The sequence below is a fragment of the Nocardia sp. NPDC051052 genome (assembly GCF_044456045.1).
GTDB lineage: Bacteria > Actinomycetota > Actinomycetes > Mycobacteriales > Mycobacteriaceae > Nocardia.
In genome coordinates this window covers 12236-28311 of sequence record NZ_JBITFL010000013.1, presented here as the reverse complement: position 1 = coordinate 28311, position 16076 = coordinate 12236, and the positions used below count along the sequence as shown (strand labels likewise).

The following is a 16076-nucleotide window of genomic DNA, read 5'->3' as shown; positions in this document are numbered from 1 at the left end:
GGGCTATGCCTTGGCATCGGCCAGGCCCTCCTTCTGTTCCAGCAGCCACCGCGCGCATTCGATGTCGGTGACGAGGATCTTGGCCAGCCCGCCGCGCAGGACGCCGAGGGTGGCCTCGTGTTTGACCTGGCCCCCGGCGATCAGCAGCGACGACCTACACGCGCGCACAGCATCGAGGGTGACCGAAACCGTGCGTGCGGCAAGCGATCCCGCGACGTCGCGGCCGTCGGCACGAAAGAATCGGCCGCCGATCTCGCCGACCGCGCCGAGCCCGCGCAGCTCGTCGAGGAGGGCGGTGTCGAGGTAGCTGCCCTCGAACAGGGTGGTCGCGGTGGAGACGGTGCCGACGCCGAACATCATCACGTCGGCGTTGCGGCCGAGCGCTAGGGGGTGGCCGAGCAGCGAATCCTGTTCCAGCGCGGTCACTGTCGCGGCGTCGGCGTAGAGCGGGGCATTCAGCCGGACCGGGGTGGCCTGCAGCACGGTGGCGCAGCGGCCGAGGGTGTAGTCGACGCCGGTTTGGTAGTCGACCGAGGTCATCGATCCGTCGAGCTGAACGACGGTGGCGCAGCGGGCGGACTTCGTGCGCAGTTCGCGGGCGACGGCGATTGTCTCTGGGCCCCAAGTGAACCCGAGCGTCGCCTGCGGTTGTAATCGACGGGCCAGCACGCCGACCGCGGCGCGGGCCAGCGGCAGCAGGCCGGAGGGGGAACCATCGGGGACGTCGCGGAGTACGACGGCCTCGGTGAGCCCGAACGCGCGCTCGAGGTCGCTCTCGATGTCGGTGTGCACCGAGTCGCGCAGTTCGTCGGGGACGCTGATCTCGATGCGGACCAAGCCCTGCGCGCGTGCCCTGGCGATGAGCCTGCCCGCCGTCGGCCGCGAAACACCGAGCTTGGCGGCGATTTCGGCCTGCGTGGCGCCCTCGAGGTGATACAGCTGCGCGGCTCGTAATGCGAGCCGGACGTCGTCGGGCGTGCCCGGGCGGGAAGGGACGGTGGCCACACGGCCTCCTCAATGAGCCTGAGCATATGCTCAGCGTGTGAACTACTGCTCACAGAAGGTACCATCCGAAGTGTGACGTACACAACACTGGTGGGGTGACTATGACTTGGGACACCAGCGTGCCGTTGCGTTCCGCGACGCTGCGGGACCTCGACTCCGGCATCGCCGTACCGACCTATGACCGGGCTGGAATCACCACCGGCATAGTGCATTTCGGGGTCGGCGGGTTCCATCGCGCACATCAGGCGATGTATATCGACCGGCTACTCGAGGGCGGCGGCGCGCGCGAGTGGGGCATCTGCGGGGTGGGCGTGCTGCCCGCCGACCGCCGGATGCGTGACGTGCTCGCCGCGCAGGACGGGCTGTACACGCTGTCGGTGCTGGCACCGGACGGCAGCTGGAATACGCGCGTGATCGGCTCGATCGTCGAATACCTTTACGCGCCGGACGATCCCGAGGCGGTACTGGCGAAACTCGCCGATCCGGCCACCCGCATCGTCTCGCTCACCGTCACCGAGGGCGGTTACCACTTCTCCGCGAATACCGGCGCGTTCGATGCCGACGACCCGGAGATCCGGGCCGACCTCGCCCCGAATGCGGTGCCGAGCACCATCTTCGGGCTGATCACCGAGGGGCTGGCGCGGCGAAGGGCGCTCGGTGTCGCGCCGTTCACGGTGATGTCGTGCGACAACATCGAGGGCAACGGGCATGTCGCGCGCGCGACGTTCAGCGCGTTCGCGGGGCTGCGCGACCCCGAGCTCGGCGACTGGGTGGCACGGGAGGTGCGGTTCCCGAATTCGATGGTGGACCGGATCACGCCGGTGACGCCGCCCGAGGCTACGGCCCAGGTCGAGCGGCGGTACGGGGTGACGGACCGGTGGCCGGTGGTGACGGAGCCGTTCGCGCAGTGGGTGCTGGAGGATTCGTTCACCCTCGGGCGACCGGATTACGGCGCGGTAGGCGTGCAGCTGGTCGAGGATGTCGCGCCCTATGAGCTGATGAAGTTGCGGCTGCTCAACGCCAGCCATCAGGCGCTCGCCTACTTCGGGTATCTCAGCGGCTATCGGCAGGTGCACGACGCGGCACAGGATCCAGCGTTCCGCCGGTTTCTGTTGCGCTACATGGACATCGAGGCGACGCCAACATTGCGGCCGGTGCCCGGGGTCGATCTCGGGCAATACAAGCACACGCTCATCGAGCGGTTCTGCAATCCGGCGATCGGCGACACGGTGGCGCGGCTGTGCGCGGAGTCCTCCGATCGGATTCCCAAATGGGTGTTGCCGGTGATTCGGCAGCGGCTGGCCGAGGACGGCGAGATCGCCTGCGCGGCCGCGATTGTCGCCAGCTGGGCGCGGTACGCGGAAGGCGTCGATGAACAGGGTGAGCCGATCGACATCGTGGATCGGTTGCGCGAGCGATTGGTCCCGCTGGCCCGTCGGCAGCGCGACGATCGCACCGCATTCCTCAGTGAGCGTTCGGTTTTCGGTGATCTGAGCGACGAGCCACGGTTCGTTGGCGCCTATGTCGCGGCATTGGATTCGTTGTACGCCAAGGGAGCTCGCGCCACGGTCGCGGAGTTGGCGGGATAGGGCTATCCGCAGCCCGGCGTTCCGACGTTGCTGCCGGTCGCGATCGGAACGCAGATGCCGGAGGAGCCGGTGTTGAGTACTCGGATGAACTGTCCGACCAGGGCGTGAGGATCGGCGACAGCACCCGTCGTCGACGGCGCGTCGGGTGTCTGGGCGGCGGCGATTCCGCTGCCTAGGAGCAGGCCGGTGCCGACGGCCGCGCAGGCGACGAAGGTGCGAAGAGACGCTGTGCTCATTGGTTTCCGCATGGCCCGACGCTAACCGGGAAGCACGAAAGACGAACGACCCCAATTGCTCGCCCCCGATTTCACCCGCCCCCGATCTCGGGGATGGGCGCTCCCCCGCCGATTCGTCGCGGGAGGGCCGATCCACCGGAGTCAGATGGGCAGTACCCGGGTTACCGCGTGCGTTTCACCGGCGACGGTGAACCAAATGTCGAGGGCCGAGCCTGCGCGCTGGGCAGCCAGGTCGACGTGATCGCCGGACTTCAGCGGTTTCACGTATTCGATGATCGCGCGATGCGGGCCCGACTTCAGGTCGTCGTGATCGGCCAGGACTTCCTCGACGCCGCTGAGGTAGACCGCGTTGTTGACGTGATCCAGCATGTCGATATCGGTGATGCGCAGGGGGAACGGACGCCGCTGTACATCCGGCGCCTCGATGGGCGCCGGGTCGGTGAGGGCGGCCTTCCAGCGCAGCCGGTGTTCGGTGGTGCTGGCCAGCATCGGCTCCATGAAGCGGTCGCTCATCCGAGCGGGCACGCCGGATTCGGTACCGAAATGAATCAGGAAGGCTTCGGTCTCCACCAGGCCGCCGCTGCTCCCGGTGATCTGCACCCGCATGTTGCACCAGCGGGTGGACAGGCCCGAGCACCAGCGGCGCAGGACGACCCGCTCACCGAACTGGATCGGCTTCAGCACGTCCATCACCGTCCGGCGCACCACCCAGCCGCGATGAGTGTCACCGTCCTCGACGGCATCGAGATGTTCGAACCCGATGTCCTGCAAATACCGGGCTATGGCATCGAGCCGAAGGCGTTGATCGCCATCGGTATCGGCGAGACGAACCGGCCACCCCGTCTCGAACGGGGTTCCGGCGGTCGGACGTTCCGGCAGCACGCTGGGAATGACCATGAACGGATAATGCCAGGCCACGCTCCCCCCTCGCGCGTCGGCACGGTCAGCGCGTCGCACATCTCACACCGAAACCCGTCAAGGGGAACTGGTGTTGGGGCGATCTCGGGCGTTGCTGACACCGATTTCCCTTGATCATGAAAGAGCCCCGAGGCGCGGGGCGGCTCGGGGCTCTTTCAGCTAGAGAACTGTCAGCGCTTCTTGGAGGTGCGTTCGCGCTTTTCGCGGACGCGGACCGAGATGCGGACCGGGGAGCCGTCGAAGTTGAACTCTTCGCGCAGGCGGCGTTCCAGGAAGCGGCGGTAGCCTGCCTCGAGGAAGCCGGTGGTGAACAGGACGAACGTCGGGGGGCGGGTGGACGCCTGGGTGGCGAACATGATGCGGGGCAGGCGGCCGCCACGCATCGGGGGTGGGGTGGCCGCGACAACTTCCTTGAGCCAGGTGTTCAGGCGGCCGGTGGAGATGCGCTTGTCCCATGATTCGAGCGCGGTTTCCATGGCGGGCACCAGCTTCTGCACCGAGCGACCGGTGTGCGCGGAGATGTTGACGCGCTGGGCCCACGGGACGCGGACCAGGTCGCGGTCGACCTCGCGGTCGAGTTGCAGACGACGGTCCTCGTCGACCAGGTCCCACTTGTTGAAGGCGAGCACGAGCGCGCGACCGGAGTCGGCGACCATGCTGATCACCCGCAGGTCCTGTTCGGTGATCGGGTCCGACGCATCGATCAGCATGATCGCGACCTCGGAGGCATCCAGGGCCGCCTTGGTGCGCAGCGAGGCGTAGAACTCGGTGCCGTTGGCGTGCGAGACCTTGCGGCGCAGGCCGGCGGTGTCGACGAACTTCCAGATCTTGCCGCCGAGGTCGACCAGCGAGTCGACCGGGTCGACGGTGGTGCCCGCGACATCGTGCACGACCGAGCGCTCGTCGTCGGCCAGCTTGTTCAACAGGCTGGACTTGCCGACATTGGGCTTGCCGACCAGCGCGACGCGACGCGGGCCGGCGCCGCCGGTGCCCTCGCGCGGGGTTTCCGGCAGCGCGGCGAGCACGTCGTCGAGCAGATCGCCGGTGCCACGACCGTGCGCGGCGCTGACCATCCTCGGCTCGCCGAGACCCAGCGACCACAGTGCGGCGGCCTCGGATTCGACCTTCTGATCGTCGACCTTGTTGGCGACCAGGATGACCGGAATCTCGGAGCGGCGCAGCTTCTTCACCGCGGCCTCGTCGGTGGCGGTGGCGCCGACCACCGCGTCGACCACGAGCAGGATCGCGTCGGCGGTCTGCATGGCCACCTCGGCCTGGCGGGCCACCGACTGCTGCAGGCCCTTGGCGTCGGGCTCCCAGCCGCCGGTGTCCTGCACCAGGAAGCGACGCCCGGACCAGTTGGCCTCGTAGGAGATTCGGTCACGGGTGACGCCGGGGATGTCCTCGACCACGGCCTCGCGGCGGCCGATGATGCGGTTCACCAGGGTCGACTTGCCGACATTCGGGCGACCGACAACGGCAACCGTCGGCATCGCCAGAACTTCTTCGCCGTCGAACTCGCCGTCGAGACCGGTGAGCTCCCAGTCGGTTTCGTCACTCCAGATGCCGTCGCCGGCCATTACGTCTTCAGTCACTGCGGACCTCCCGTCCTGGTCGCCGAAATCTGCTGCGCGACAACGCGATACAGCTCGTCGATGACCTCATCCATGTTCAGGTCGCTGGTGTCGACCAGCACGGCGTCGTCGGCCGGACGCAGTGGGGACACCTTGCGGGTGGAATCGAGATTGTCGCGTCGCTGCACATCGGCGAGCACGGCCTCGAAGTCGTCGCCGCGGCCCTCGGCGATGTTCTGCTGGTTGCGCCGGTGGGCGCGGGCCTCGGCCGAGGCGGTCAGGTAGATCTTGGCATCGGCGTCGGTCAGCACCACGGTGCCGATGTCACGGCCCTCGACCACGATTCGCTGTGCGGCCGTGGCGATTTCGCGTTGCAGCGCGACGAGCAGATCACGGACCTCGGACACCGCCGAGACCGCCGAGACGGCCTTGGTGACCGCGTCGCCGCGGATCTCCGACGACACGTCCTCACCGTCGAGCTGGATCACCTCACGACTCGGATCGGTACCGATGGACAGCGGCAGCTCCTTGACGGCCGCACCGATGGCGGCGGCGTCGGTGAGCTCGACGCCTGCCCGCAGCACGCGCAGCGTCGCGACCCGGTACATCGCGCCGGTGTCCAGGTAGCGGGCGCCGAGCCGGGAGGCGAGGCGGCGCGAAACGCTGGATTTGCCGGTGCCGGACGGGCCGTCCATCGCGACGACGAGCGGACTGGTCCCCGACAGCTGCCGGGGCGCCTCGACCGGAATCTCCACACCCATCACAACGACACCGCCTCGTAGAGTTTGCCGATTTCACCGCGACCGAGCACCCGCAGCGTGCCGGGCCGTTGGTCGCCGAGCGCGACCGGACCGATATTGGTGCGCACCAGCCGGGTCACCGGATGGCCTGCCGCGTCGAGCAGCCTGCGCACGATGTGCTTGCGCCCTTCGTGCAACACCAATTTCACGAGGGAACGTCCCTCATTGATTTCGAGCACCTGGAAGCTGTCGACCTTCGCCGGGCCGTCGTCGAGCTCGATGCCGTCCTTGAGCTTCTTGCCGATCCCCTTGTGCACCTCGCCGTTCACCGTCGCCAGGTAGGTCTTGGAGACCTCGTAGGACGGGTGCATGAGCCGGTGCGCGAGGTCGCCGTCGTTGGTGAGCAGCAGCAGACCCTCGGTGTCGGCGTCCAGGCGGCCGACGTGGAACAGCCGCTGACCGGCCGCGATGCGCTCGGCGACGATGTCACCGACGCAGGGGCGGCCCAGATCGTCGGACATGGTGGACTGCCAGCCCTTCGGCTTGTTCAGCACGATGTGCACCAGCTCGGAACGCACCATCACCCGGGTGCCGTCGACCCGGACCACGGCGACTTCAGGATCGATGCGCAGGCCCTGTTCGACCACGATGGCACCGTCGACCTCGACGCGGCCCTGGGCGATCATCTCCTCGGCGGCGCGGCGCGAGGCCACACCCGCCTTGGCGAGGACCTTCTGCAAGCGTTCGCCTTCGCCCCACGGCATTTTGGCGTGGCCCTCGGAGGCGGCCGGTTCGACGTGCTGGCGCTTCGCGGGCTTGGCGTTGTTGAGCAGGGGTGCGGACTGGGTCTGCTTCTGCGGCTTGGGGTTCTTCTTCTTGCCGGTCGGTGCGGACTGGGTGGCACGGCGCTGCGGGATGGCGCCGGTGCCGTGTCCGGTGGAGCCTTGTGCGGCACCACGGTAGGAGTTGCCGGTCTGGGCGTTGCCGTTCTGACCCGAGTTGCCGTCGACGCGGCCGCGGTAGGCGTTGCCACCGGAGCCTGCCTCGCTGCGGTCGCGGTAGGTGTTGCCGCCCTGCGCGGCGCCGCTGTCGGTGCGGCCGCGGTAAGCGTTGCCACCCGAGCCTGCCTCGCTGCGGTCGCGAGAGGTGTTGCCGCCCTGCGCACCGCGATAGGAGCTGCCTTGCGCGTTGCCGTCACGGTTGCCGCGATAGGAGCCGCCCTGCGCGTTGCCGTCACGGTTGCCGCGATAGGAGCTGCCTTGCGCGTTGTCATCACGGTTGCCGCGATAGCCGCCGCCCTGCGCGCCCTCGGAACGGCCGCGATATGCGTTGCCGCCCTGCGAAGAGCCACCCTCGGAACGACCCCGGTACCCACTGCCGCCCTCGGAACGATCGCGGTAGGAGCCGCCACCCTGCGAGGAGCCTTCGGAACGGCCCCGGTATCCGCTGCCGCCTTCGGAACGATCGCGGTAAGAGCCGCCGCCCTGCGAGGAGTTGCCGCGATAGCCGCCCTGGGCGTTGCCATCTCGCGTGCCGCGGTAGGAGCTGCCGCCCTCGGAACGATCGCGGTAAGAGCCGCCTTGCGAGGAGTTGCCGCGATAGCCGCCTTGCGCGTTGCCATCTCGCGTGCCGCGATAGCCGCCGCCCTGCGGGGCGCCCTCGCTACGGCCGCGGTACGTGCTGCCGCCCTCGGAACGGTCGCGATAGGAGCCTTGTGCGGAGCCGCGGTCGTTACGGCCGCGGGAGGTGTTGCCGCCTTCGGAGCGGTCGCGATAGTTGCTGCCCTGCGTGGAGCCGCCGCGATATGCGTTGCCGCCCTGGGCGTTTCCGCGGGAGGGGCTCGACGGCGCCGCGTCGCGGTAGCCGCCTTCGCCGCGGTCGGCCCCCCTTCGAGCAGCGCCTGCGCCTCTTACGGGCCGCTGCTGCTCATCATTGCGTTTCCTGCGATCCGGTGTGCCATCTCGGCGAGCGGAAGTATTCATTTTGTCCTGTCAATCCTCGCTGCCAAGGTCCAAGTCGGCCTCGGCGGGTTTTTTCAGCCTGGTGTAACGGGGGTCCGTATCCAAGCTCTCGTTGATCTCATCGATCAGGTCGACGCCCGGGAGCAGGGGCGCCAGCGGCGGCAAATCGGTCAGCGACGCGAGTCCGATCCGTTCCAGGAACAGCTCGGTCGTGCAATACATCGTCCCGTTGGTTTCCGGGTCGACACCTGCCTCGGCGAGCAGGCCCCTGGCCAGCAGCGTGCGCATCACCCCATCGACGTTCACGCCGCGCACCGCACTGACCCTGGTCCGAGTCACCGGCTGACGGTATGCCACCACCGCCAGAGTTTCCAACGCCGCCCGCGTCAGTTTGGTGCGGGCGCCATCGAGCAGCACCCTTTCAACATATGGCGCGTACTCGCTGCGAGTATAGAAGCGCCAGCCGTCCCCGACGAAACGCAGATCGATCCCACTGCCCCGCGCGGACAGCTCCGCACGCATCGCACGCAACACCTCGTCCACCCGCTCGGTGGTGTCGTCCAAGGCCGCCGCCAACTGCTCTACCGGCGCCGGAGCATCGACAACAAGCAACATCGCCTCCAACGCCGACCGGAATTCGGCGTCCTCGAGATGCTCGGGGGTGAACTCCGCCACTGTGTCTTTGGCGACTGGTGTCGCGTCGTGGGTGGTGAGGTTTGCGTCGTCGCCCACCGTAGTCGTGGTGTCGGCAGTCGGGGCCGCGTTATCAGCAGCCGGAGTGGTGTCGCCGACAGCCGAAGCCGCACCATCGGCCGCCGAAGTCACGTCATCAGCGGCCGAGGTCGCGTCGTCAGCAGCATCGGTAGCACTCGAGGCGGCGCGCGTGGGTTCGCTCGCGGCTGTCGGGTCGGCTGAGTGGCCGACCGCGTCGGTGTTTTCGCGGACGGTTTCGGTCGCGTCGGCGTCGAGGTTCGTGGTGTCCGCGACCTCGGCGTCCACGGAGTCGTTCACCCGTAGTCCTCCTCGATAGTCAGGTCCTGCTCGGCGTCCGGGACGTCGTCGCCGATCCAGCTGACCGACAGTTGGCCGAGCGGGTCGGGCTGGTCGAACTCGATCGTTTTGCCGCGGTAGAGCTCGAGCAGGGCCAGGAAGCGGGCGACGATCTCGATCGGCTCCTCGCAGTCGTCGACCAGTTGGCTGAAGGTGGTCCAGCCACCCTTGCCTGCCAGTTTCAACCGTTCGAGCACGAGCGCGGCCTGTTCGGCGACCGAGATGCTGTGCGCGTGCAGGTGGTCGAGGCCGACCCTCGGCACCGGGCGCGGGCGGAAAGCTGCTGCGGCGATCGCGGCCAACTCGTGAGCGTCTACTCCCAGCGTAACCTCGGGCAGCAGGTCGGCGAAGCAGTCCTCCAGACCGACCGCGCGCGGGTATCGCCGCAGCGCGACGGCCTCCAGTTCGCCGAACAGCTCAGCCACCTGTTTGAACGCGCGGTATTGCAGCAGCCGCGCGAAGAGCAGGTCGCGCGCCTCGAGCAGTTCGAGGTCGTCGGCGTCGGTCATCTCTCCCGACGGCAGCAGACGCGCCGCCTTGAGGTCGAGCAACGTGGCTGCGACGACCAAGAATTCGGTGGTCTGATCCAGAATCTTGTCGGCACGCAGTTTCATCGTCGCGTCATCGGACAGCGCCGCGGTCAACGCCTTGGTGTAGGCGATGAATTCGTCGGTGACCTGGTGCAACGCCACCTCGGTGACGTCGAGCTTGCGCGAACTGATCAACGTCAGCAGCAGATCGAACGGCCCTTGAAAGTTGCTCAGCCGCAGATGAAATCCCGACTTCTTCTCGTCCTCGGGCGCGGAGCCGTCCGCAGAGGCACCGCCACCGTCCGAGCGCGCAGCGTCACCGGGTATAGCGCTGTCGACTAACGCAGTGTCGTCCGCGCCGCTGGAATCGGCCGCGCTCCCGACAGCTCCCGCCGACGCGAACGCATCGTCTCGCATGACGGGATCATCGGACGCCGCCGCATCTTCGACGACATCGTCGGCAGCAGTCGGCTCCGCATCGGAGTCTGCGTCGGATGGCTCGTCGGGCATCTCGACATCATCGAGCACGGGGGTGTGGTGGGATGTGTCCAGGTCCGAGGGGGCGGTCGGTTCGTCCGGATCGTGGGCGCGCGCCGAGGCTCGCTCCAAGAGGTCGCCCGACGGATGGTCGTCGCCGGGTGCGACCCCTTGGCCGGTCGAGTGGTTGGTAGCGGGTGGCGCGGCGTCGGTGCCGCCGATCACCGGCCCGACCGGTGGATGACTTCGCGCGCCATCGCCCGATATGCCTCGGCTCCACCGGATTTCGGTGCCCACGTGGTGATCGGTTCGCCCGCGACGCTGGCGTCCGGGAAGCGGACGGTGCGCGAGATCGCGGCGTCGTAGACCAGGTCGCCGAACACCTCGACGACTCGTGCCATCACCTGACGCGAATGTAATAGTCGGGCGTCGAACATGGTGACCACTATCCCGTACAGGCTCAGCCTGGGGTTCAGCCGGTCGCGCACCTTTTCCACGGTGTCGTTGAGCAGGGCGAGCCCGCGCAGCGAGAAGTACTCGCATTCCATCGGAATGATCACACCGTCCGAACAGGCCAACGCATTGACGGTGAGTAAACCGAGCGAGGGCTGGCAGTCGATGATGATGTAGTCGTACTTGTCCCGAATGGGATGCAGCGCGCGACCGAGGGAGTGTTCGCGGCCGACCTCGTTGACGAGCTGGATTTCCGCCGCCGACAGATCGATATTGCTGGGCAGCAGATCCATGTTCTCGACCCGGGTCGGCATCAGCACGTCGTCGATCGAACCCTTGGAACCGACGAGCAGGTCGTGCACGGTCAGATCGAGATCATGGTGGGCCACACCCAATCCCGCGGACAGCGCGCCCTGCGGGTCCAGGTCGACCAGCAGCACCTTGCGCCCGTATTCGGCCAGCGAGGCGCCGAGGTTGATGGTGGAGGTCGTCTTGCCGACGCCGCCCTTCTGGTTGCACATGGCGACGATGAGGGCGTCGCCGTGCCGCTCGAGCGGTGGCGGGTCCGGCACGAGGCGCAGCGGGCGCCCGGTGGGCCCGAGTGCCGCGTCCTCCGGAACCGGTTCGGCCCCGGTGCCCCACAGGGTTTCGGCCGCGGCCTCCGAGTACGGACCGGTGCGCTGACCCGTGCGCGGCTCCGCCCCAGCACCCATCGGCGGCCCTGCCGCTTCGGCTGATGTCACGATCCGCTGCTCCTTATACGTTCCTGCCCGTTGCCTCGCCGAGCGTAGCGAGGCCGATCAGGCCCGACCCTCGCTTTCGTACGGTCCGACTCCCGATAGACGCTACCGCGTACGAGGGTGCAAGTACCGCGACGCGCGCGGCGTGTTCGCAGCACCACGCCGTGCCGCGAACAGCACGACGCTACCGCGTATCGCTCAGCGCCACTCCGGGTCACCGTCGAAATGCACGTCGAAGCGGTCGTGCAACTCGTCCATGCTGTCCCATTCCGCCTCCCCACGGGCGATCCGGCCGAGCTGCCGGAAATATTCGAATCGCACGATACCTGGTGTGAGCACAGCGAAAAACTCCGCCGGACCATCTGAGGACCCACCGCCAGGCAGCGCCACCGCTTCGACCTCGGCTTCCGATGCGGGTCAGCGAGCGCGGGGGTGGGCGGTGGCCCAGACTTCGCGCAAGGTGTTGACGGTGACCAGGGTGTAGATCTGGGTGGTGGTGACCGAGGCGTGGCCCAGGAGTTCTTGGACCACGCGCACATCGGCGCCGCCGTCGAGCAGATGTGTGGCGAAGGAGTGGCGCAGGGTGTGCGGCGAAACGGCGGCGCCGATGCCTGCGCGTTCGGCGGCGGTTTGCAGTACCTGCCAGGCACTTTGCCGCGACAGCCGACCGCCACGCGCGTTGAGAAACAGCGCGCCCGCGTTGCCTTTTCCGCTCGCGGCGAGCTTGGGCCGTCCCCGCACCAGGTACGCGTCGACCGAGGCCAGTGCGGGCCTGCCGATCGGCACCATGCGCTGTTTGCCGCCCTTGCCGTGCAGCACGACGGCACGTTCGTCGGTGTCGATGTCGTCGACGTCGAGGCCGACCATCTCGGAAATCCGTGCGCCCGTGGAGTAGAGCAGTTCCAGCAGCGCACGATCGCGCAGACCGCGCGGGCCGCCGTCGGTGCCCGGCGCGGCATCGGGATCGTGCACCGGACCGCCGCCCGCGGCCTCCAGCAACTTCAGCACCTGGTCGTAGGGCAGCGCCTTGGGCAGCCTGCGACCCGGCGCGGGCGGTTTCACCGCGTGCGCGACATCGGTGGTGGTCATCCCCTCGGCCGCGGCGAAACGGTGCAGCCCGCGCACCGCGATGAGCGCGCGGGCGACCGAACTCGCGGCCAGCGGCGGGAATTCGGTACCGCCCGCCCGCAGCGCCATGGTGAACTCGGCGACGTCGGCCTCGGCGACCTGATCGAGCGCGGCGATACCGCGCCCGGTCAGGAAGCCGAGATATCGGCCGAGGTCACGCCGGTAGGCGCCGAGGGTGTTGCGCGCGGCGCCGCGCTCGACCGCGAGATGGTCGAGGTAGGCGTCCAATTCCCGCGCGAGCACCCGCGGCCCCGTCAGTCCGCGGACTTCGCGGCGGCCTTGCGGCGCAGGAACGCGGTCGGCTGCCCGGGCCATGGCGCGTCGGCGGGCCGTAGCTCGGTGTGGCCCGCACGAGCCGCGGCCAGCGCGAGCACACCGGCAACGGCGGTCGCGTTGACGATCTCCCCGGCCAGTGCCGCGCGCACCGCCTCGTCGACCGGCATCCGCACGACCTTCAGGTCGGCCTCCTCGAATTCCGGCTCCGGCCGGTCGGTTTCGTAGAGCCCGCGGGCGTAGTACACCCGCAGCGCCTCGTCGGTGAATCCCGGCGAGAGCGCCACGTCCACCAGCACGTGCCATTCGCGGGCGGCCAGCCCGGTCTCCTCGGCGAGCTCGCGCTGCGCGGCGACGAGCGGTTCCTCGCCGGGCAGGTCGAGCAGGCCGGCGGGCAGCTCGAGCAGCCGCCTGCCGATCGGATGCCGGTACTGGTTGATCAGCACCACGTTGTCGTCGTCATCGATCGCCGCGACGGCGACCGCGCCGTGATGCTCGATCACCTCGCGCTCGGCGACCTTGCCGCCGGGCATCCGCACCTGATCGAGCCGCAACGCCAGGATGGCGCCGCTGTAGACGGTCTTGCTGGACACGGTCTCGAAATCGTGGCTGCCCGCTTCGGTGCCACCGTCCTGCGTCATCGTCTTACGCCTGGTCCGCCGCGCTCGCGAATTCCTCGTCCGGGATGTCGACCGGAAGGCGCTCGGCGAGCTTGTATTTCAGTGCCGCCGCGACGAGCGCCGCGAACAACGGATGCGGACGGGTCGGGCGGCTCTTGAGCTCCGGGTGCGCCTGGGTGGCGACGAAGAACGGGTGCACGTCGGCGGGCAATTCGACGAACTCCACCAGATGCCCGTCCGGCGAGGTGCCGCTGAACCGCAGCCCACTCTTGGCGATCCGGTCACGGTAGGCGTTGTTCACCTCGAAGCGGTGCCGGTGCCGCTCGGACACCTGCTCGCTGCCGTACGCCTGCGCGACCACCGAACCCTTCGCCAAGGTGGCGGGGTAGGCACCGAGACGCATGGTGCCACCGAGGTCGGCCTCCCCCGCGACGGCCTGTTCCTGATCGGCCATCGTGGAGATGACGGGATGCGGTGTGTCCGGCTCGAATTCGGCCGAGTTGGCCTCGGCCAGACCGACCGAACGCGCCGCCTCGATGACCACACACTGCAGTCCGAGGCACAGACCGAGCAGCGGGATGCCGCGGGCGCGGGCGTAGCTGATGGCGCCGACCTTGCCCTCGATGCCACGAATGCCGAAGCCACCGGGGATCAGCACCGCGTCCACGTCACGCAGCGCGGCTTGCGCGCCGGCCGGGTTCTCGCATTCGTCCGACGGCACCCAGCGGATGAGCACCTTGGCCCGCGAGGCGAACCCGCCCGCGCGCAACGCCTCGGTGACCGACAGGTAGGCGTCGGGCAGGTCGACGTACTTGCCGACCAGCGCGACCTCGACCGTCTCGCGCGGCGAGTGCACCCGGTCGAGCAGGTCGCCCCACACGGTCCAGTCCACGTCGCGGAACGGCAGCCCGAGCTTGCGCACCACGTAGGCGTCGAGGCCCTCGCGGTGCAGCACGCGCGGGATGTCGTAGATCGACGGCGCGTCCGGGGTGGAGATGCAGGCGTCGACGTCGACGTCACACATCAGTGCGATCTTGCTCTTCAGCGCCTGCGGCACCTCACGGTCGCAGCGCAGGATCAGCGCGTCGGGCTGGATACCGATACTGCGCAGCGTCGCCACCGAGTGCTGCGTCGGCTTGGTTTTGAGCTCGCCGGAGGGGGCGAGGTAGGGCACCAGCGAGACGTGCAGGAAGAAGACGTTGTCGCGGCCGACGTCGTGGCGGATCTGGCGAGCCGCCTCGAGGAACGGCTGCGACTCGATATCGCCGACGGTGCCGCCGATCTCGGTGATCACCACGTCGGGGGTCTGGTCGTGCGCGTCCGGCGCGCTCATGGCGAGCACCCGGCTCTTGATCTCGTCGGTGATGTGCGGGATCACCTGCACCGTGTCGCCGAGGTATTCGCCGCGGCGTTCCTTGGCGATGACTGTCGAATAGATTTGCCCGGTCGTGACATTCGCGTCCCGGGTCAGGTCCCTGTCGAGGAACCGCTCGTAGTGACCGACATCCAGATCGGTCTCGGCCCCGTCCTCCGTCACGAAAACCTCTCCATGCTGGAAGGGGTTCATGGTGCCGGGATCGACGTTCAAGTAAGGGTCGAGTTTCTGCATCGTGACGCGCAGTCCACGCGCCGTCAACAGCTGACCGAGGCTGGAGGCGGTAAGACCTTTACCCAATGAGGAGGCGACTCCACCGCTGACGAAGATGTGCTTCGTGGCCGTTCGCGCCTGATTCCGTGTATGACCCACGGGTCTTCACGGTAACACGGATCAGGCGTCCAGTTCTAACGCCACGCTGAGTATTTGCCCGCGCGGGCGCGGGGTGGTTCGCGGCAGGTCAGCGTGGTGCGGAGGCGAGTGTGAGCGAGGTCGCCTTTTCGCCGGTGCCGTATCGGCCGGTGCCGCCGTTGAGTTGCTCGCTCAGCGCGAGCACGGTGGTGACGCGGCCGATTTCCCGGTCGAGGTTGTCGACGGTGCTGACGGACGTGGCCAGCGGGCCGTCGGAGCGGACGATGGCCAGCGGTCCCGGGTTCTCGGCCGCGCCGGGACGTCCGGCCAGCACGACGCCCGCGCCGCGGCCGCGCAGGGCACCGGCGAAGCGCGCGATGTTCGCACCCTGGCTGTTCTCGCCGGACTTGGCGCCGTTGCCGGTGATCACCACCGCCGACTGGGCCGGGCGCACCGGGGTGTCGCCGTAGGCGAGGAAGCCGCCGCCGCGCAGTGTTTCCAGGACCAGGCCCAATTCCTGTGGGGTGCCACGGGTTTGCCCGTTGGCCGGATCGAGCAGCACGACCATGCCGAGCAGGTCGCCGGCCATGCTGCCCTGATCGACTGCGCCGGTGCGCAATTGGGCACCCGCGGGGATGACGTTGGTGACCGTGGTGCGCATCCGATCGCCCTCGGTGGCGTCGACGAAGGCGTCGGTGAGCGAGATCCGGCCGGTGATGGTGGCACCCGAGGTTTCGAGGGACTTGGTCACGCCCTCGATGTCGGCGGGATCGGCGTCGGGGGTGGTAAACACCGCGACGGTGCGATCGGCCAGCGTGCCGCCGAGGATGCGGCCCGCGGCGCCCGCGATGAACCGGTCGGCCGAGTTCAGCTGATCGGTGAGGCGACGGTTCTGGTCGGAGACGGTGTCGACCTGCTGACGCAGATCCGACTTGTCCGCGCGCAGCCCCGACAGCAGATCCGCCGCCAGCGTCTGCGAGCCGAGCACCACGCCGATGGCGAGGGCCAGGAAGATCGCCACGATCGAGACGGCGTGCTGGCGTAACGAGATCATCG

General features: G+C 68.4%; 15 protein-coding genes. 1 reads left to right on the top strand and 14 read right to left on the bottom strand.

Annotated elements, in window-relative coordinates; genetic code table 11:
- Window positions 1-3: 3 nt before the first annotated feature.
- Window positions 4-1005: a sugar-binding transcriptional regulator gene (locus tag ACIBCN_RS34975; protein ID WP_396996018.1), complete on the bottom strand. Its 1002-nt coding sequence runs from the start codon at window positions 1003-1005 to the stop codon at window positions 4-6.
- A gap of 101 nt (window positions 1006-1106) precedes the next feature.
- On the opposite strand from ACIBCN_RS34975, the gene ACIBCN_RS34970 reads away from it, so the two are divergent.
- Window positions 1107-2594: a mannitol dehydrogenase family protein gene (locus ACIBCN_RS34970; protein ID WP_396996352.1), complete on the top strand. Its 1488-nt coding sequence runs from the start codon at window positions 1107-1109 to the stop codon at window positions 2592-2594.
- 2 nt (window positions 2595-2596) lie between these two features.
- On the opposite strand, the gene ACIBCN_RS34965 is transcribed toward ACIBCN_RS34970, so the two are convergent.
- From ACIBCN_RS34965 to ACIBCN_RS34905, 13 genes are all read right to left on the bottom strand, one after another.
- A complete protein-coding gene (locus tag ACIBCN_RS34965; RefSeq protein ID WP_396996017.1) occupies window positions 2597-2830 on the bottom strand; it encodes a hypothetical protein in 234 nt (77 codons plus the stop codon).
- Window positions 2831-2971: 141 nt separating this feature from the next.
- Entirely contained in the window at window positions 2972-3727 is a 756-nt protein-coding gene (locus tag ACIBCN_RS34960) for an acyl-[acyl-carrier-protein] thioesterase (protein ID WP_396996016.1), read from the bottom strand.
- A 191-nt stretch (window positions 3728-3918) separates the two neighbouring features.
- Window positions 3919-5328, bottom strand: a complete 1410-nt coding sequence (der, locus tag ACIBCN_RS34955) for a ribosome biogenesis GTPase Der (RefSeq protein ID WP_396996350.1) — start codon at window positions 5326-5328, stop codon at window positions 3919-3921.
- A gap of 11 nt (window positions 5329-5339) precedes the next feature.
- Window positions 5340-6083: a (d)CMP kinase gene (gene cmk, locus ACIBCN_RS34950; RefSeq protein WP_396996015.1), complete on the bottom strand. Its 744-nt coding sequence runs from the start codon at window positions 6081-6083 to the stop codon at window positions 5340-5342.
- Window positions 6083-8044 (bottom strand): pseudouridine synthase, encoded by a 1962-nt coding sequence (locus ACIBCN_RS34945; RefSeq protein ID WP_396996014.1) that lies wholly within the window; start codon window positions 8042-8044, stop codon window positions 6083-6085. The genes cmk and ACIBCN_RS34945 overlap by 1 nt, the downstream gene beginning before the upstream one ends.
- Window positions 8045-8053: 9 nt before the next feature.
- The gene (scpB, locus tag ACIBCN_RS34940; protein ID WP_396996348.1) at window positions 8054-8755 is read right to left on the bottom strand and encodes an SMC-Scp complex subunit ScpB; all 702 of its coding nucleotides are present in this window, start codon (window positions 8753-8755) and stop codon (window positions 8054-8056) included.
- Window positions 8756-9030: 275 nt separating this feature from the next.
- On the bottom strand, window positions 9031-10020 hold the full coding sequence (locus ACIBCN_RS34935) for a segregation and condensation protein A (RefSeq protein WP_396996346.1): 990 nt from the start codon (window positions 10018-10020) through the stop codon (window positions 9031-9033).
- A gap of 281 nt (window positions 10021-10301) precedes the next feature.
- Window positions 10302-11246, bottom strand: coding sequence for a ParA family protein (locus ACIBCN_RS34930; protein ID WP_379292109.1), 945 nt, complete (start codon window positions 11244-11246; stop codon window positions 10302-10304).
- A gap of 225 nt (window positions 11247-11471) precedes the next feature.
- Entirely contained in the window at window positions 11472-11594 is a 123-nt protein-coding gene (locus ACIBCN_RS34925) for a hypothetical protein (protein WP_396996013.1), read from the bottom strand.
- 96 nt (window positions 11595-11690) lie between these two features.
- Window positions 11691-12644, bottom strand: a complete 954-nt coding sequence (gene xerD, locus ACIBCN_RS34920) for a site-specific tyrosine recombinase XerD (protein WP_396996012.1) — start codon at window positions 12642-12644, stop codon at window positions 11691-11693.
- A gap of 11 nt (window positions 12645-12655) precedes the next feature.
- Window positions 12656-13315 (bottom strand): NUDIX domain-containing protein, encoded by a 660-nt coding sequence (locus ACIBCN_RS34915; RefSeq protein WP_396996011.1) that lies wholly within the window; start codon window positions 13313-13315, stop codon window positions 12656-12658.
- A gap of 4 nt (window positions 13316-13319) precedes the next feature.
- Entirely contained in the window at window positions 13320-15041 is a 1722-nt protein-coding gene (locus ACIBCN_RS34910; protein WP_396996009.1) for a CTP synthase, read from the bottom strand.
- A gap of 88 nt (window positions 15042-15129) precedes the next feature.
- Entirely contained in the window at window positions 15130-16074 is a 945-nt protein-coding gene (locus ACIBCN_RS34905; protein WP_396996007.1) for a copper transporter, read from the bottom strand.
- Window positions 16075-16076: the final 2 nt, after the last annotated feature.